11 protein-coding genes and 3 pseudogenes are annotated in these 17,390 nt (G+C 69.4%); 4 read left to right on the forward strand and 10 right to left on the reverse strand.

Going from position 1 to position 17,390, the window contains the following annotated elements; translation table 11 throughout:
- The 3 genes and pseudogenes from AB0D94_RS29110 to AB0D94_RS29120 form a co-directional block, all read right to left on the reverse strand.
- Positions 1 to 155: DUF664 domain-containing protein (locus AB0D94_RS29110; protein WP_362057630.1), on the reverse strand; the 155-nt coding region annotated here is incomplete at its 3' end.
- Between the two features lie 172 nt (positions 156 to 327).
- Positions 328 to 510 (reverse strand): annotated as a pseudogene (locus AB0D94_RS29115) (CorA family divalent cation transporter); the annotation flags it as partial.
- A 101-nt stretch (positions 511 to 611) separates the two neighbouring features.
- Positions 612 to 1,559 carry a transposase family protein gene (locus AB0D94_RS29120; RefSeq protein WP_362057633.1) on the reverse strand — a complete coding sequence of 316 codons (948 nt, stop codon included), beginning with the start codon at positions 1,557 to 1,559 and terminating at the stop codon, positions 612 to 614.
- Positions 1,560 to 1,817: 258 nt separating this feature from the next.
- Between AB0D94_RS29120 and AB0D94_RS29125 the strand changes: the two genes are divergently transcribed.
- Entirely contained in the window at positions 1,818 to 2,108 is a 291-nt protein-coding gene (locus AB0D94_RS29125) for a PP2C family protein-serine/threonine phosphatase (RefSeq protein ID WP_362057636.1), read from the forward strand.
- Between the two features lie 77 nt (positions 2,109 to 2,185).
- Here the strand turns inward: AB0D94_RS29125 and AB0D94_RS29130 are convergent, their stop codons facing one another.
- Positions 2,186 to 3,670 (reverse strand): M28 family peptidase, encoded by a 1,485-nt coding sequence (locus tag AB0D94_RS29130; protein WP_362057517.1) that lies wholly within the window; start codon positions 3,668 to 3,670, stop codon positions 2,186 to 2,188.
- Positions 3,671 to 4,205: 535 nt separating this feature from the next.
- On the opposite strand from AB0D94_RS29130, the gene AB0D94_RS29135 reads away from it, so the two are divergent.
- Entirely contained in the window at positions 4,206 to 4,994 is a 789-nt protein-coding gene (locus tag AB0D94_RS29135; protein WP_362057520.1) for an AfsR/SARP family transcriptional regulator, read from the forward strand.
- Between the two features lie 162 nt (positions 4,995 to 5,156).
- Here AB0D94_RS29135 and AB0D94_RS29140 read toward each other — a convergent pair whose 3' ends face one another.
- Both AB0D94_RS29140 and AB0D94_RS29145 read right to left on the reverse strand, forming a co-directional pair.
- Positions 5,157 to 5,708 (reverse strand): flavin reductase family protein, encoded by a 552-nt coding sequence (locus tag AB0D94_RS29140; RefSeq protein WP_362057523.1) that lies wholly within the window; start codon positions 5,706 to 5,708, stop codon positions 5,157 to 5,159.
- Positions 5,709 to 5,716: 8 nt separating this feature from the next.
- Entirely contained in the window at positions 5,717 to 7,858 is a 2,142-nt protein-coding gene (locus tag AB0D94_RS29145) for a tetratricopeptide repeat protein (RefSeq protein ID WP_362057526.1), read from the reverse strand.
- A 137-nt stretch (positions 7,859 to 7,995) separates the two neighbouring features.
- Between AB0D94_RS29145 and AB0D94_RS29150 the strand changes: the two are divergent.
- A pseudogene (locus AB0D94_RS29150) lies at positions 7,996 to 8,076 on the forward strand (helix-turn-helix domain-containing protein); the annotation flags it as partial.
- A gap of 149 nt (positions 8,077 to 8,225) precedes the next feature.
- Here the strand turns inward: AB0D94_RS29150 and AB0D94_RS29155 are convergent.
- The 4 genes and pseudogenes from AB0D94_RS29155 to AB0D94_RS29170 form a co-directional block, all read right to left on the reverse strand.
- Positions 8,226 to 9,446 carry a hypothetical protein gene (locus tag AB0D94_RS29155; protein WP_362057529.1) on the reverse strand — a complete coding sequence of 407 codons (1,221 nt, stop codon included), beginning with the start codon at positions 9,444 to 9,446 and terminating at the stop codon, positions 8,226 to 8,228.
- 257 nt (positions 9,447 to 9,703) lie between these two features.
- A complete protein-coding gene (locus AB0D94_RS29160) occupies positions 9,704 to 10,300 on the reverse strand; it encodes a transposase (RefSeq protein ID WP_362057532.1) in 597 nt (198 codons plus the stop codon).
- 331 nt (positions 10,301 to 10,631) lie between these two features.
- A pseudogene (locus AB0D94_RS29165) lies at positions 10,632 to 10,823 on the reverse strand (CorA family divalent cation transporter); the annotation flags it as partial.
- A gap of 330 nt (positions 10,824 to 11,153) precedes the next feature.
- A complete protein-coding gene (locus AB0D94_RS29170; protein ID WP_362057535.1) occupies positions 11,154 to 16,256 on the reverse strand; it encodes a hypothetical protein in 5,103 nt (1,700 codons plus the stop codon).
- 381 nt (positions 16,257 to 16,637) lie between these two features.
- Here AB0D94_RS29170 and AB0D94_RS29175 point away from each other — a divergent pair, with 381 nt between their 5' ends.
- Complete coding sequence (locus AB0D94_RS29175; protein WP_362057538.1) at positions 16,638 to 17,357, forward strand: hypothetical protein; 720 nt, start codon at positions 16,638 to 16,640, stop codon at positions 17,355 to 17,357.
- The last annotated feature ends 33 nt before the right edge of the window (positions 17,358 to 17,390 follow it).

The raw sequence follows: 17,390 nt of genomic DNA on the forward strand, positions 1-17,390 counted from the left end.
GCCACGTGTTTGACCAGGCCGAGGAGGTTGGTCCCGGTCGCTGTCAAAGGTCGGCGGGCGTCGTATTCGGACAAGCCGTCGAGTTTCCAGAGCAGAGCCTTGCGGTCCCGCCGCAGTCTGCCGTGCAGGTTGTCTTTCGCGAATTCATCGATCATGCGGCACGAGCCTGCCATGGGCTGCTCGTGGTCTCAAGATCCCGTACGTGGTCCGCAACGACTGGCAGAGCCGAGGCCTGGCCATGGCCGCCGCCCTGACCCGCTACAAGAAGCTCGCGAAACTCGCCACGTGAGACAACCTCTGAGCGGATCAACCGTCGCGACGTGCCTGCTAGAGCCAGTCGCGCTTCTTGAAGATGACGTAGAGGCTGACGCAGACCACTGCCATCAGCAGGATCGCGAAGGCGTAGCCGCCTGCCCACTTCAACTCCGGCATGTCCTCGAAGTTCATGCCGTAGATGGTGCCCACCAGGGTGGGGGCGAAGAGGATGGCGGCCCACGAGGAGATCTTCTTGAAGCCGTCACCTGCACGCCGCTGACCTGCGGAAATCGACTGTACGGGCAGGCCGACCTGTGGTGATCCGCCTTCCGACCCTTTCACCGTGTTGCTCATGACTACAGCCGATTCCCCCCAGCCGCCCCCCAACGGGGCTCCATTCCCCCCCAGATTCCCCCCAGCAGAGGCTGTTTCTGGCTCGCGGAGGCCAGCGGCGATGCTGGCGTGGCCTGCGGTGCGGAGGGTGTTGACCGCCAGGTTCCGCAGAGTGGCCATGTTCTCCGGACCGTGGCCGGTGCGGATCTTCGAGGCGTCCTCGGCGAACACGGTGTGTCCCTGACATGGTGGCTCCGGTTTTCGATCACCCATTGCGACCGAGCCAGCCGGCCGATCCGTTGAGGTGATGCCTGGCGGTGACTTTTCCGGTCTTGAGGTCGGTGCGGTGCCGCAGGATCTTCCGTCTTGTGCGGGACCCGCAGCTGGGTGACGGTGCGGCCGGTCCCGGTGACGGCGGGCAGCAGGTGCGCGGCTGCGGTGTCGTGAGTGCGCGAGCCCCGGGCGCTCTTGCCGTCGACCGCCAGACTTTCGGTTCCGGACGGGCGATGGCCAAGCAGGTCGGCCAGGCCGCCGGGGCAGACACTCAGCAGGACGCGGCGGATGGTGGAGGCGCTCGGGGCGGTGCGCACGCCCAGGGCGCCGGTGCAGCGGACATCGAGGCGGGACAGGGTGTCTTGCGGGGCGGCGCGGGCCCACTGGGCGATGGCAAGGCAGGAGCGGGCGCCGGCCAGGACCGCGCAGGCCGCGACCAGCAGTACCGAGGTCAGGGCGTGACGGCGTCCCCGCCGGGCACGGGGTCGGGAAGCGTCTGGAGGCGGTCCGCCGCCTGCGTGATTGCGCGGTGCTGACGCGAGGGTGACTTGGTCAGGCAGACGGTGGAAGACTGGCGGCACATCGAAGCTCCGGATGTTCAGGGCGACTTGCGAGGTCACCCCGAAAACCGGAGCTTCGTCGCGTGCGTGACGGCTCCGCCGCAGATCGTCATCCTGCCGTGACCAGCGACGCCACATGATCACCCGGACTGTGAATCAGCCCTGCGTGATCAACCCGGACAGATTCCGATCATGCAATGACCCTTCCCGACCAATGGCGCGGCCTGGCCACTCGATACGACAAGACCGCCACCATCTACCTCGCCGGACCCCACCTCGCCGCCATCTTCATCTGGTCCGCGAGATGATCCGACATCGGTGACGCCTTCGACCACAACCTGACCGCCGGCTCCCTCCGGCCACATACTGCACCAATACCTCGAGCGCACCCCGCAGCTGCCGCTCGGCCTCGGCTTCCACAGCGACGCCCCGCCCGAGCCGAACCACGCCCGGCTACAGCCCGGGGACCGCGTCCTCCTCTACAGCGATGGGGTCACGGAAGCCCGCTCCCCCGACGGCGGCCTCTTCGGCGAACAGCGCCTGGGCGACGCCGTCATCCGCTCGCTGGCGGCCGGGAACAACGCCCCCGAGGCCCTGCGCCGCCTGGTCCAGGACGTGCTCACCCACCAGCACCACCGGCTGAGCGGCGACGCCACCATCCTCCTCGCCGAATGGCACCCCTCCTGAGCCCTGCCGTGCGGCACGGCAGGGCCCCGGACGCCGCGGGCGGCATCGCGGGGGCGGTGCCCTCCGCGATCGGGCGGTCAGTTGCCGCCCAGGGCCCCGAGGTCGTGCGCGTAGCGGCCGGCCGCGTCGGCGATGACGTCGATGTTGACGTCGAAGGAACGCATGTCGATGTTGGCGAGGTCGTCGCCGGGCTGGTGGTGGTTCACGTCGTACGCGGTGCCCGCCTGGCCGCCGAACCTGGCCGCCTGGGCCTCGGTCTTGAGGCCGTCGGAGCCGGTGAAGGTGCCTCCCGAGGGGATGCCTGCCGCGAGGAAGGGCGCGTAGTCCGACAGGCCGATGAAGTCGGTGCCCTCGTGCGGGACGCCCTTCGCGTCGAGGAAGTCGGTGATGCCCTTCTCGAGCTGGGCGGAGCCCTCCGGGCCGGAGCCCGCGCCGACGCGGTCGGAGTCGTCCCCGTCGCTGACGAAGAACGCGCCGTTCGGCGAGGCGATCGTCTCGAAGTTGAGGTAGAGCCGGATCTGCGCGCGCTGCTCCGGCGTCAGGGCGGAGAGGTACGCCTGCGAGCCCGCGACGCCGAACTCCTGCGCCGACCACCAGGCGAACCGCACCTTGTTGCCCACCTTGTCCTGGGACTTGGCGAGTTTCAGCGCGACCTGGAGGAGCCCGGCCGAGCCGGAGCCGTTGCTGTTGATGCCGGGGGTGCCGTGCTGCGAGTCGAGGTAGGAGCCGAGGAGGACCGTGTTGGCGGCGTCCCCGCCGCGGGTCTCCGCGACCACGTTGAAGCTCCGGCGGTTCTCGCGCAGTTCGTGGATGTCGAGGGTGACCGTCACCGGCCCGGCGGCGGCTTCCGCGGTCAGCGCCGCGCCGTCCTCCTGGCTGATCCCTCCGGTGGGGATGCGGGCGAGGGTGGAGTCCCCGATGGTCCCGTTGATCTTGCCGGAGGTGTTGTTGTAGACGATCGCGCCGAGCGCGCCCGCCGCGTGGGCGTTGCCCTGCTTGACGGCGAAGGAGCAGCCGCCGCGCTTGACCAGGGCGATCCTGCCGGTGAACGCGCCCGCAGCGAAGTCGCCCGGCTCGCAGCCGTGGGTGTGGTCGGCGTCGACGGGGACCACGGCCAGCTCCCCGGTGACCCCGCCCTCGGGGCTGCGGGCGGTGAACGCCATGAGCTGGACGGTGACCTCGCGCGGGGTGGGCGAGTCGACGGTGAGGGATTCGGCGAGGTCCTCGGTGTAGACGAAGCCGAACTCCTGGCGGGAGGTCCGGTAGCCGGCGTTGCGCAGCACCCCCTCCACGTACGCGGCCGAGGCCTCGTGGCCTTTCGCACTCGCGACCCTGTTGCCTCCGTTGTAGTCCGCGGCCGACTGGAACGCCCGCAGGTGCCGGAAGGCGTCCTTGGCCGTGGACTCCCGGACGAGTTGCGCCGCCAGGGCCGCGCCGCGGTCGGCGGCGGCCCGGCCCGAGTCTTCGGCGCCCGCGGCGGCGGGGCCGGCGAGGAGCAGCGGGGAGACGAGTGCGGCGGCGGCCAGGGTGGCGGTCGCCGCGACGGTACGACGTGCGGACATGGCTGGGTGCCCTCTCACGGCAGGTCGAACGGACCGGTCGGCAGGGCCGTGGTCGGCGGTCGACGATCGGGAAGAACGTGCGTGTCGGGAGGAGATCGAGGCACGCTAACCCTGCGGCGGGCCCCTGCCAAGGAGAAGATCCGAGCCGGGCCGGGCGCCCCGGTTATTGGCCGAGATGCGGCGGGCATACGGCTGAGGACGGCTGCCGGTTTACAACTCATCTATTTTTAGCGGAAGTTGTCTGGTTCGCGCCCCTGACACCCTCACGCGTGATCCCGTATCCATTGTCGTGAGCGCCGGTGAGCCCCACCGCGTGCCGACAGGACAGTGCGCCCGAGGGCGCCGGTAGCGCGGGGGTGGCAGACCAGTGCTGGCCAGAACCGAAAGATCCTCGTCAGATCCCGTCCACGGTCCTCCGGCGGACCCCGACTTACCCGGTTGTCCCGGGCCCGCCCCAGACCTGACCGGCGGGGGCGGGCCGGCCGACGGGCCGACGTACCGGATCCTGGGGCCCCTGGAGGTCCGCCGGGGCGGGGTGCCGTGCACGCCCAGCTCCCTGAAGCGGCGCGCCCTGCTCACGCTGCTGCTGCTGCACGCCAACCGCCGCTTCCCGATCTGCTCCCTGATCGGCGAGTTGTGGGACGACCGGCCGCCGCGCTCGGCCGTGGCGACCGTGCAGATGTACGTGTCCGGGCTGCGGCGTGTGCTCGCCCCCGAGCACAGCCGCGGGGGCGGCGACCCCCGCAGGCACCCGCTGCTGCTCACCTCCGGCAACGGCTACCTGCTGCGCGTACAGCAGGGGGAGCTGGACCTCGACCGGTTCCGCACGCTGGCCGCGCGCGGCCGGGAACTGCGGGCCGCGGGCCACTGCACCACCGCGGCAGAATCGTTTCACCGGGCCCTGGCCCTCTGGCGGGGCACCCCCTTCGGGGACCTCGGACCGGCCTGCCTGCCCGCGCACTACACCGTCCGGCTCGAAGAGGAGCGGCTCGCCCTCGTCCACGACCGGATCGGCGCCGACATCTGCAGCGGCTGGGCCCGCGAGGTTGTCGGTGAGCTGGAGGAGCTGTGCGCGCGCCACCCGCTGCGCGAGGACTTCCACGAGCAGCTGATGCTCGCCCTGGCCGCCGCGGGCCGCCGCGCCGAGGCCCTGCACGCCTACACCCGGGCCCGGCGCGCCGTGGTGGAGGACACCGGAATCGAACCGGGACCGGGCCTGCGCGCGGCCCAGCAGGCCCTGCTCAGCGGGGCCCGGCCCGACAACACCCGGCACGACGGCTGCCGCCCGGCGGGCGCACTCCACCCCGCGGCGCTCGGCGGCTGAGGGCCGCACGGCCGCGCATCCGCAGGGCCACGGGTACGTACGGCTGCGGGTTCGCACGACCGTACCCGCACGCAGCCGTACACCAGCTCGCGCAGACAGCAGTACGCCGGTACGCGCGCTCCGCGTACCGGCGTACTCACCCTGCTGACCCGCCTACCCCGCTCAGCCCCCGAGGCTCCAGTCGAGCCGCCGCCGGAAGTACACGAGGGGGTCGTCCTCCGCCACCGCGCAGCCGACCACCTCGCCCACCACGATCACGTGGTCGCCGTGCGGGAGCACCGCCCCCGCACGGCACTTCGCGTACACCGGGACGCCCGCCAGCCGCGGCACCGTCCCGTCCCAGTCCCAGAGCACGTCGGCGAACTTGTCCCCGGAGCTGCCCGCGAAGGTCTTCGCCAGCGCCGCGTGGCTGCGGGCCAGCAGGTGGACGCCGAAGTACGCGTCCGGCCCCGCCGTGATCTCCCGGCAGGTCCGGGAGGTGCGCGCCAGCGCGACGAGCACCGACGGCGGGTCCGCGCTGTACGAGCAGACGGAGGAGACGAGCAGCCCCGAGGGCCGGCCGTCGCCCCGCCGGGCGGAGACCACCGCCACCCCCGTGACCAGCCGCGACATGGCCTCGGTGAACGCGGCCCCGGACACGGCCCCGCCGGTCCCGCGCTCCCGCTGCATCTCCCGCTGGCGCTCCTGCTGCTTCTCCTGCTGATGGAGGTCCATCCCGGCCCCTACGGGTGCGCCCGCTCGGCCACGCGCAGGCAGGTCTCCCGGCGGCTGCGGGCCTCTTCGTCGTCGGTGACGGCGAGGACCGCGTCGAAGTCGGCCACCGCCTGGACCAGGCTGCCCGCCGCCTCGTGGACCACGCCCCGGTTAAACCGGAACTCGGGCCGGGCCTCCAGCTCCACCGCCCGGTTGAAATCGGCCAGTGCGGCGGTCAGGTCGCCTTCCACATAGGCGAGTCCGCCCTTGATCGCCCAGGCCTCGGCCAGCTCCGGATCGTGGCGCAGGGCCGCGTCGAGGGAGTCGCGGGCCTCGGCCGTACGGCCCTCCTCCCCCCACAACCGGCCCTGGAGGCAGAGCAGATGGGGGTGCTCGGCGTCGACCAGTAGCCCGGCCTCGACATCGGCCAGGGCCGCCTTGGCCTCGCCCTGGTCGGCCAGCAGGCCCGCGCGGGCGAGGAGGGCCTCCAGGTTGCCCGGCTCCAGTTCGAGGGCCCGGTCGAAGTCGGCCAGCGCGCCGTCGAGGTCGCCGAGTTCGAGCCGGGCCTCGCCGCGGTTGTAGTGCACCTCGGGGAAGGGTGATTCCAGGGTGATGGCCCGCTCGTAGTCGGCGATGGCCTCCTCGATGCGGCCGAGCCGGCGGAGCATGCTTCCGCGGTTGAAGTAGTGGTCGGCGAAGTCGTGGTCCAGATCCATGATGGAGGCGTAGTCCTCCAGGGCATCCTCCAGCCGGCCACTCATGCCGTTGACCTGGGCGCGGTTGTAGCGCAGGCCGACTCGGTGCCAGGTGCGCTCGCCGATGCCGAGCTCTCGGTCGAGCCGCTCGATGCCCTCGTCCAGCAGCCGCAGGGCCTCGTCGGGGCGGCCGGCGCGGACCTCGACCAGGGCGAGGCCGTTGCGGTTGAACACGGAGAAGAAGGCGCGTTCCTTCAGGTCCGGCAGCAGGTCCGAGATCGCGATGGCCTGGTTGACGTACGCGCGGGCCCTGCGCTCGTCGCGCAGCTCCGGCGGGAAGTGGCGGGCGTACAGCATGCCCGTCTCGTAGGCGAGGCTCATGTGGTGCTTGGGCATGGTGGTCTGCGAGCGCGCCTCCTCCTGGACGGCGGCGGACTCCTCCGGCCGTCCGGCGGCGGCCAGGCACACGCCCGTCTCGCGGGTGAAAGGCCACCACAGGTCGGGCCGGACGTCGGGGCCTGTACGGTGGCGGCCCTCCTCGCCCATCTCGGCCGCCGCGTGATAGAGGCCCAGGTACTTGCAGCGGAGCTGGGCCCAGCGCAGGGCGTCGAGTCCGGCGCCGTCGCCGTCGCTGCCGCGCAGCAGGTGGTAGGGAAGGGTGCCCAGCCGGAGCGAGGGCTCCTCCTCGGCGCGGGCGGCGACCTCCTCGGCCCGGCGGTCGTGCAGGGCAGCGCGCTCGGGGCCGGTGAGGGCCTCGTACGCGGCGCGCAGTGCGGGCTCGTCGCTGATGCAGTCGCCGGCCACGTACCGGGCGGCGGCCTCGGCCGGGCTGCCGGACCCGGCGCCGTCGGGGGCCGGCCCGTCGGGCTCGGCGCCCGCGGGGGCCCCGGGGTGGTGGACGCGGGTGGTGCGCACGGCGAGTTCCGCGGGCAGGGACACGGAGACCATGCCCGGCGGATCTTCGAGCTCCGCGGTGTCGGTGGCGACGACCAGGGTCAGGAGCTCGGCGGGGATCCGGCGCAGGGCGGCGGCGAGGAACTCGTGGTCGGTGACGTCAGCGTGCTGCACGTTCTCCACGACGAGGGTGCGCGGGCCGTCCCCGGATCCGGGGAGGGCCGCGAGCAGGAAGTCCACGATCCCGTGCGAGACGCGCAGCGAGTGCAGCCGGGCCGGGTAGCGGCTGGCCTCGCCGGGGGCATTGGCTATCTTCTCCAGGGCGCGGATCCTCTGCGGTACGAGGGGCGCCAGTTCCGGGGTGCTCTCCTGGAGCTCGATGTAGTGGCGGGCGGCCAGTTCGGGCATGCGGCGCAGCGCCTCGGGGGCGACCTGGCGCAGCAGGGCGCCCGCCGCGGAGTAGGGGCCGCGCAGCCGCCGGTGCGCGTCGACCACGGCCAGGGGGGCGGGCAGGCCGAGTCCGGCCCGCAGACGGTCGCGTTCGCGGCGCAGGGGCGCCGCGATCCAGTAGTGGCCGGTCATCAGGACTCCTTCGTGGATACCGCGGCCTTCGGGCCGGGGAGGATACGGAGCTCCCGCGTTGCGGGACAGGGGGAGCCGGTTCGCCTGCTGGGCGGAGCGGCGTTGTCAGTGGCGGCCGGTAGCCTGCCTGTGCGCATTTGCGGTACTCGTTCCGGATCGATCCCACGCCGGGTCAGCGCATCGCGCCGGCCCGTACGTTCGGCTGCACACGGGTGGTCTACAACGACGCGCGCTGGCCGCCCGGAAGGCGGACCGGTCGAGGATCGCGGCCGGAGTCTTGGCGAAGCGGGTGGTCACCGACGCGAAGCGAATGCCCGGGCGGGCGTGGCTCGTCGAGGTGGGGGGCCGAGCCGACGGGGGGCGTCCGTCAGCCGATGACGTGGTGGGTGCGGGAGGTGCGGGCGCGCAGGCGCTCCCGGGCGGCGATCCAGATCGTGAGGGCGGTCTGCCAGAAGGCCATGATGAGGAAGGCCGAGGAGTCCAGCAGCTCGACCCAGCTGGAGCCCTCGCCGCCGAAGCGGCTGACGGCTCCGGAGACCATCTCCACGAAGACGGGGGCGAGGGCCAGCAGGAAGGTGCTGAGGCTGAAGGTGTAGCCGGCCACGATCAGCCAGGAGTACCAGCGGGCGGCCCGGCGGTCGACGGGGTGCCACAGGGATTCGTCCGCCAGCCCCTCGGTGCGCCCGCGCAGCCGCAGGAAGCGGTTGCGCAGCAGGCGTACGGACGTGGTGTGCAGGTCCACGCAGCCGAGCATGGTGGTGATCAGCACGTACACGTCGGTGCGCAGGTAGAGGAAGAACTGCCACAGCACCCGCAGCACGGCGGCGAAGGCCACCGCGAGGCAGACGCGGCTGGCGGTGGTTTCGGCACCGCCGGGGCCGCGGGCGGCGTCGGCGACGGTGATGAGGAGGGAGACGAGGACGACGTCGACGACCATCCCGGCGACGATCGGCAGGTAGCGCTTGCGGCGTTCCACGGCGACGAGCCCGTCCAGGGCCGTTTCGACCACGAGGAAGTAGAAGCGGTGCGACAGCCTGGTCTTGGAGCCGATGCCCAGACGCCGGGCGGCCAAGGCGTGGAAGGCCTCGTGGATGGCGATCAGGGGTACCGCGGCGACCAGCATGACCAGGCTGATGACGGCGTAGTACTCGCTGAACAGCATGTCTTCCGCGGCCGGTACGAGGTCCGGGGAGCGGATCATGCGCCAGAGCGCCCAGGCGCTGATCAGCCCGTAGCAGATCCAGGCGGGCGGGGAGAACAGGGCGCGGCCGAGCCGCTGCCAGCGCACCGGGCCCGTCTGCGCGGGCTCCTCGCCCTCCTCGCGGACGAAGCCGAGTTCGCGCAGGGCGCCGATGATGTCGTCGATGTCGACCTGTTCGCCGTACTCGGCGGAGTACCAGTCGGCGGCCTGCGACGGGGTGGCGCCGGCCTCGAGGCGGCGCACGAGGTGGGCGCCGTCGACCGGGAAGATCCCGTAGGAGTCCGTGTCGGGCCGCCCGATGGTGACCTCTTCGCCGTCCTCCAGGTAGACCAGCGGGTGGAACGACAGGGGCGTGTCTGCCTCACTGCGGATGCCGTGCTCCGGCATGGGGCCTCCCTCGGCTTGCGGTCCGGACCGGCTGCGGGCGGGGCCCGCCGCCCGGGAGGCGCCGTCGTGCCGACGGACGGCCCGAGTCGCCTCGGGCGGTCCGGGGCACGACGGCGCCGGGCCCCGGCCGATCAGGTGCCGGGGCTCAACTCAGCCAGGATCAGCTCGGGTTGGTGTAGACGTCGCACGCCGAGGAGGTCAGACGGACCGGACCGGCCTTGCGGACCTGGATCTTCTTCATGGGAATCTCCTTCACATCAGTGGGTGATGCGGACGTGTCCATCCTGGCGAGGGCCGCCATCGTTTCCCCAAATCTCCGCCAAACGCTTCACGGGGCGCGCACGAGGCGGCCGACCGGGAGCGGGAGCGGATCGACTCCGTGTACGGGCTCCTGGCCCGGATGCTGGGCGGGCGCCCGGACGACATCGCCCTGCCCGACAACTCCACCCACGCCTGGAACTCCGCCTTCTGGTCGCCGGCAGTGTCTCGTGGTCCCGGGCCAGACGGCGGGAGTTCATCAGCCACGCGAACGTGCGCTCTACCACCCAGCGCCTCGGCAGCACCACGAATCCCTCCATGGCGTCGGTGCGTTTGACGATCTCCAAGGTCAGGGCGAGCTTCTGACGGCACCAGTCGACGATGGGGCAGGTGTAGCCGCCGTCGGCCCAGACAAGGGTGATGTCGCGGTGCAGGCGACGCAGTCGCGAAAGCAGGCCCACGGCAGCGTCCCGGTCGCCGATGTTCGCGGCCGTGACCGCGACGGCCAGGAGCAGACCGAGCGTGTTGGTCACGATGTGCCGCTTGCGGCCCGGCATCTTTCTCCCGCCGTCGTAGCCGCGTGAGGCGGACGGCACCGAGGCCGCTGCCCATACCGACTGCGCGTCGATGATCCCCCGTGCGTAGGTGCCAGGGCAGGTGGTCTCGCCGATCGGGGGTTGATGCTGGCGAGCTGGTGAGGGTCTCGTCGGGTCGGGGACGGCGAGGCGTCACCAGGGTGCTCGACCACGTGACCAGCCGGGCGGGTTGCTTGGGTCGGGCTGCATCAGATGTGGGGAACGGCGGGTGACGGTGAAGTGGCCTGCTCCCCAGCGGAGTGGATTCCCCCCAGATTCCCCCCAGGCCCTTGGAAGTGGTCTTTTAGGTCGTTCGCGAATGTAAAGTTGATCAACGGAGTGGAGCTACTGTCTACAGCCAGTCGCGCTTCTTGAAGATTACGTACAGGCTGACGCAGACCACTGCCATCAGCAGGATCGCGAAGGGGTAGCCGGCGGCCCAGCGGAGTTCCGGCATGGTCTCGAAGTTCATGCCGTAGATGGTTCCCACGAGTGTGGGTGCGAAGAGGATGGCGGCCCAGGAGGAGATCTTCTTGAAGTCGTCACCCTCGGGGCACTGACCTGCGAGAATCGGCCGGAGAGGCGCTCTGACCTGCGACGACCCGGCTTTCCGGCCCTTTCACCGTACTGCCGATCGATGCGGTCGATCCTCCCCAGCCGCTCCCCAAGGGGCTTCATTCTCCCCAGATTCTCCCCAGCGGCTGTTGGCACTCCGGGGTGGGCACGCCCCGTGCCGTACGTTAAGTCGGACGACCCTGCGACGGTGACCTCGCACCCGCCCGCATCAGCGCCCACCCATACTCGCGTCGCACGGACGTGTGAGGGATCACGACCAGACTGGCGACCGCGCGCTCTCGGCAGGGACCCTGAGACATCACCTGCTGTACGGTGCGAGTCCCTCGTTTCCGGCGACGACCAAGGAGTCGACGAGCATCTGCCACTCGTCCAACCTGCCGAGTTCCTCGGCCGTTCTGCGCACGTCCTTGAGCCAAATGTTCGAGAGATGTGACTTCGGGACCGTCACACGTCCATCTTGAATGCACAGGTCGGAGACCCAGTGCACACCGCGGGTGGCCTGGACTTCCTCCGGGAGCCTCCGTAGGAGGCCGATGAGCGCGTCGACGGACTTGACCTCCCCTCGAGCGATCGGCAGCCAATCGTCGATCGGCTCAAGGAGGTCTTCAGCACGGACCCAATCGATGACCTGACCGACGACCTCGTTGTGCATGCCTTCCGCCCACGTACGAGGATCCGGTAGCAGGGCGGCGGCGGCCCAGTCGCCCCAGTGATGGTCGAGGTATGGGTTCGTGTCGTCGCTTAGATAGCCAACAGCGTGGCGCAGCAAGATCGGCCAGGCACCTCGGGCCGCGTCTGCAAGCCGCTCGTTCTCTGCACCTGCTGCGGCAAGACCGTGGAGGAAGTTCGACATCAGTCCTGCATCCACGCGAAGGGCGTCGAGGTGTTCGAGCAGTGATCCGGCGTCGCCGTTCTTCGCGAAGCCTTCGAGTAGGGCCCGTGCGGCGACGAGGGTGTGGATGCCGCGGTCATCCGCGGTCCAGCCCGCCTTCTCGTGTGCGAGCATGGCGCGTCGCTGGATGTCGAGGAATGAGGCCAGGAGCGCGGCTGCTTCCTCTGTGCAACAGTGGTCCCTCGACGCGGCTGCGCCGAGTCCGCGAAGGGCCGCGTCGAGAGTCGCGATGTCGACAGAGTCACCCGGGAGCACCTGAAGGCGTTTGGCAATGTCGCCGGTGATCTGTACTTCCCGCCGTTGCTGGCCTTCCTGGTCCCACGGACCGATTTCTGCGAAACGTGCGGTCTCGAGGGCCCAGTTCAAAGCGGTCCGGTGGATGCAAGGGGCGAAGTGGCACGGGACCGTCCAGACGGCATCACATCCACGCGTCAGGTGTAGCCGCGTCTCCGAGGACGCCCTGCCTGCCATCGCAAGACCGGCTTCGGAGACGACTTCAGTCGAACTACCGGCCGCTTTGAGTGGTGCTGCCAGTGCGGGCGTGAGGAACGCCGGCAGGGTCGCGGCCACGGCTCGGTCGGCACCGAGGTCGAAGTACTGGCCCTCGTGACGTTGATCCTCGGCGTCCTTGAACGACAGCGCGATGCTGATGACGAACTCAGTTGCGAAGTGAGCTTCGGGACCGAGCGCCTTCATATCCCCGGCGGCGGCTCGTGTGACGGCTGCTCGGACCACGTGGGCCACGACGTCAACAGGCCGAGTCGGCAGTTGCTCCCCATCGGACTCGAGCAAGGCACGGCCTGCTACCAGGTCTGTGGCAATCTCGTCCGACAGGGGCGGCACGTAATCCGGCTTGTGTCTGGACGAGCCCCAGTACCGATTCTGCAGCCGCAGGGCGGTCTGCACGACTTCTTGGTGAGCCGCATGCTTCTCCTGCGCGGCTTGCATCTCAGGCGGAGATTCGACCTCGATGTGGAACTCATCACCGTGGTGCTTGATTCGGTATCGCTCCGAGTCCAGGCTGGCGGCCCAGTTCTTCGTGCGCTCCCGACTGATCCCGAGCCGATCACCGTTCTCGACAAGTTGGTTGGCGACCTTCTTCAAAGCGTCGGCGCGCTTCTCCCCGCCGTGGATCATCAGCCACATGGCGACCTCACGCGGTGTCCATCGGCGACGTTCGAGGTTCGCGAGCCCTTCGGTCGTTGCACGCAGCCCTACGTACTCACTCGCGTGGCGGCCGAACTCTAGCTCCCAGACGACTGGTTCGGCGAGGAATGGGTCGAGCTCGGCGTCGACGTTCTCGATGTGGCGCACGAGCAGACCGAACAGCATCCCAGGAATCGCCAGGTTCTCGCAGCCGTCCAGGAGGGCCGCGACAACCTTCCCCGGAGGCGCACCCTGGCTCAGCCATGAGTCGGCGAGGCGTTCCATCGCCTGAAGCGCGCTCATGGCCGAGTAGGGCCCGACTGATGTGCCCCGGTACCAGCACCACACGTGACTGTCGCCGTCATACGAGCGGGCGGTGCCGTCGAGGTTCAGGACCATACCGCGGTCTCCGCCCTCTCCCTTCTTCGGCGTGCCGTCCGCTTCCTCGTCCCGGACGTCGACGGACCGAGCCAGACCTCCGGGCGAACCAAGCCGCGACAGTGTTGCCACGCGTGCCCGCGCACCGCTGTTCAGAACGCTATTGAGCACCCGCACCGAGGTCCGCAACGGCGCTGTCTGGAACAGCTGCCAGAACCCACCGAAGTAGTACTGGAAGAACGGCGGTCCGAAACTGGTCCATCGGCCTTGATGCCGCCGGACACCCTCCTGTCGGTGCCAGCTTTGGTCGTCGTCGATGTAGTAGGCCGCCATCAGCGTCGCCAACAGCTCCGGGTCCTTCTGCGCCAAGGCTCGGGCGCTCAACGGCGAGTCCGCAGCGGGAGCAAGGAACGCTGGTGCGTCGTCCGCGATGGTCCGGAGGCACGCTTCGACGGCATCGTCGATGTCCGGTCCGAGCAGCGCCAACGTTTCGACGAACTCCTCCTTGGTCAGGTGGTAGTCCAAATTGCGTTGCGAACGACGATGCTGTGACATCCGCCCGTGCAGTCGGTCCCCGCTGGCTTCGCGCCGAGGGAACGAATCCCAATAGGAGAGGAGACGGTCCCGCAAGCGAATGCGTAGCCCGTTGCCAGCCGGTACCTGCGCCAGCGACAGGGCCTGCAGCCAGTCCGCGAGCAGTTCGAACGATTGCTCCGACACGTCCCACGGTGTTTCGCTATCGAGGAGAACCCGTACCACGGGGCCCGAGATCAGGCGGTCGACCAGCCCCTTGGCTTTGTGCCTCTGCTGGACGACTCGAACCGCATCGCCGAGCGTCAGGTCGGCAGACTGATCTGTGAATGCCGATTTGAGGCACTCGTACGCGAACGGCGTCTCCAGGACCGCCTCCACCGGGACGTCGGTCCACCTGGGCCCGTGCGCTGCCGCGAACGCCTGGAATTGCGAGAGCAGTCCGATGAACTTCCGAACGGGTCGAGTGTCCGGTGCTTTCAACAGTCCCTTGCACGCAAGCGTGGCGGCCGACAGCGCCCACCGGGGCGCCTGGACCACCTCCAGCAGTTCGGTCGGGCTCTGGCCACGAACGAGAAGGATGGCGGTTGCGTACCGCCGGACTTCGTCGTGCGCGAACTCCGGCTGATCCCGATACGGGCTCGCTGGCGCGAGCAGATGGCCCCGACGCAGCATATCGACTGCTGCGGCATCCACGCCTGCGTCAGGCCGACGGCTTTCGGGCAGCTTCATCGTCGCAGCGGCCACCGCCAGCATGGTCCGTTCGCGTGCCTCCGCCGAACCGACCCCGGGACGTCCGTCGCCCCGGACAACCTTGCTCCACACCAGCTGAAGGCACTCCCACTCGCCCAGTGAGCTCTCGGGCTCCGCCCCTGTCCGGGCCAGAAGGTCCAGCACAACGGGCCTGCGGAGCAGCGAGTTCGTGGGCAGGTCCCGCAGAACCGCGCGCAGCAGCGGAAAGTGATCTGAGACGACCGAGATGTCCTCGTCGCCCAGTGGCCGCATTGTGAACGATGGAATGGGCTTCGCGAAGGCGAGCTCCAACTGCTCCCGTACGAAATCCGATGCCACGTCAGAGGTTACTGCCACGAGCCCTACGCCCGCCTCAGCCGCTGCCGACGCCAGGTCACTCAACAGGCCGGCAGACCGCTCCAGAGCAGCATCGGCCGCATCGATGACAAGGACGCGCTCAGGTGCCGACAGTTCCGCGAGCGCGTCCTCCATCGCCATCCCGAGTGCAGCACGCAGCTCCATGCTCGACTGCGGCAGGCTGCGGAAGTTCACCACCACCCCCTGAAACTGGGTGGGATCCGCGGCTTCCAACGCGGCGATCGCCGACAGCGTCAACGCGCTCTTACCGATGCCCGACTCGCCGGATACCAACAGACCCGATGCATGGCCGCCAGCCTCGCGTAGGGCCTCGGCGAGTTGCTTGCGGCGGTCGGCGAACGAGATCTTGACCGCGCCGCCGGATGACTCATCACCGATGGTGCTTCGCACTCCGGAGACGGCAAGCTTGCGTTGTTCAGCAAGCACCGACCACGCGTGTCGGCTTCTAGTTGCGGCCGAGCCCAAAACCAGGTGCATGTCACGGCGAAGTATCTTGAGGTCCACCACGGCACCGGTTGCATCGTAGCGGGTTGCCTCAACCTCGAGCCGGTCCCGGACCGCCACTCCGTCTGTGTTTGCCGACGCCACGCCGTCCAGCGAAGTCGCGACCGCCGCGCGGTCACCTTCGTCCGGGCTCTGTACTGCGAAGCCGAGGATGTGTAGCCGGCCAAGCAGCCGCCATGCCAGCCGTAGGACTTCTCCCGGTGTGGTGTCGTCGTCGACGGCCTTCTCGACCATCCTCAGGAAATGCTGCTGGCGCTCACGTACCGGCTTCGACCAGCGGCCATCGACGTCCATGGCCGCTTGGAACGACTCCGGGTCGGCGTGGGCACGCGCGACGCCGCAGAGCGTCGCGAGCTGATCCCACTGGTCGGACCGACCGGCTGCCGCGACAGCCACCCGGTGAGTGTCGATGTCGAACTTCTCGATCTCGGCGAGCAGTGACCCGACGAGTTTCACCGTGTCGGCATGGCTCTGGACGAAGTTTGGCGTTGCTCGACATGCCACGGCGAGGATGACCTCAGCGGCCCCATCGCCGCACTGAACAAGGAGGTCGTCCACCGGGTGCTCCGGCCCGGTTTGAAACGACACCCGCCGAACCGGCAGCTCAGATACCTCCGCCCGTCGTTCGCCGGTCAGTAGGCCGGCGAGATAGACGGTTGCGACACGGTGCGCGAACGAAACGCCGCCACCGCCGGTGGCGTAAGTGCTGGAACCTCGCACAGCGTCACCGGTTGCGGCCGTGGCTTCCCCGGCATGCGTCTCCGGGGGAACAGTGGCGGGTGCCGATGTCGTCTCCCCTTCGGGCCGATCGGCACTGTCTGGCGCAATGGGCTCGTTCATGCGCTCCCCGGGGGCGTCGTGCTATCAGTGGCCGCACGGCTCACCGTAGCGATTCCGGAGAACTATGTAGCGGCCGTCGCCTCATTCGTTGAGGTGGCGGCTGTGCCCGGGACAACGACCATGCTTGGCGAACTGGGCTTCCCAAGCCAGCAACTGGAACGGCGCCGGAAGATCCCTGTGCACTGTGCTCCTCCCTGTCCCGTCAGAGGCTGGTGTCTCAGCTGGTTCCCCAACGGCCTCGTCGCGCCAGCTGGCGATTCTTCGTGTTTGCGGCTTCCGCGCTGAATCCGATCACAGTGATCGCGCTGCCAGCAGTCGATCCCTTGCTGGTATCCCCCGTCTTTCGAGACAATGCTGGCAGAGGGTGCCAGGATCGCCTCCATGCACACGATAGTCAGCCGGGACGCCGCGCCCGGGTTCCCCCAGGACGCCTTCGACCGGGCGTATATCGAGGCTGCCGTGAAGCCGGCGAAGATCACCGAGCCGTCGCGTGCCCCAGATGTCCGCGCGGAGATCACTGGGGCGGCCGTCGCAGTCGTCTACCGGCACCGCAGGGCCTGGGAGGCCGGCGAGGAGTTGCTGGCGCTTGCCCGCCAGCAGCGGGACGATCGCGGGCGCGATTGGCACTACGCCGCGCAGGCCGCGCTGTTCGACTTCGTCGTCTCGCTCCACTCGGCCTTCGAGAGCAGCTTTTACGGCCTCTACTTTGTTGGTGCCCAGATCCGCCCCACAGGGTTCGCTCACGTCACCGGTGACGACACTCGAAGGAGCATCAACCCGAAGACCGTTACGACCGAGTACGCGAAGCAGTGGCCTGGCTCCGGCTTGGCTATCGAGCTAACGGCGGTGAAGGACTCGTCGTTCTACGGCGAGCTCGCACGCACCCGGAACGTGCTTGCACACCGTATCGCGCCTGGCTTCGAGCATCAGGTATCGCTGGAGGGAGAGGCCTTGGAGTCGGCGACGGAGTACGACTATGCACTCGCCTGGCGGGGGGAGAAGGTGGAGGCGCTTGTGCCGAGAATGCTTTCGGGCGCAGAAGGAATGCTGGACTCTCTGTGGACGCAGGTTGCGGCATTCTTCGAAAATGCCAAGATGTAGATACCAGCCGCGATAGCGTGCCGAAGGGGGAGC

Source organism: Streptomyces sp. NPDC048255, assembly GCF_040652415.1.
GTDB lineage: Bacteria > Actinomycetota > Actinomycetes > Streptomycetales > Streptomycetaceae > Streptomyces.

Excerpts from the sequence above, each read along its gene's own strand:
- AB0D94_RS29120 (WP_362057633.1), bottom strand. The coding sequence starts at position 1,559 with ATGTGGCGTCGCTGGTCACGGCAGGATGACGATCTGCGGCGGAGCCGT.
- AB0D94_RS29130 (WP_362057517.1), bottom strand. The coding sequence starts at position 3,670 with ATGTCCGCACGTCGTACCGTCGCGGCGACCGCCACCCTGGCCGCCGCC.
- AB0D94_RS29140 (WP_362057523.1), bottom strand. The coding sequence starts at position 5,708 with ATGGACCTCCATCAGCAGGAGAAGCAGCAGGAGCGCCAGCGGGAGATG.
- AB0D94_RS29145 (WP_362057526.1), bottom strand. The coding sequence starts at position 7,858 with ATGACCGGCCACTACTGGATCGCGGCGCCCCTGCGCCGCGAACGCGAC.
- AB0D94_RS29155 (WP_362057529.1), bottom strand. The coding sequence starts at position 9,446 with ATGCCGGAGCACGGCATCCGCAGTGAGGCAGACACGCCCCTGTCGTTC.
- AB0D94_RS29170 (WP_362057535.1), bottom strand. The coding sequence starts at position 16,256 with ATGAACGAGCCCATTGCGCCAGACAGTGCCGATCGGCCCGAAGGGGAG.
- AB0D94_RS29175 (WP_362057538.1), top strand. The coding sequence starts at position 16,638 with ATGCACACGATAGTCAGCCGGGACGCCGCGCCCGGGTTCCCCCAGGAC.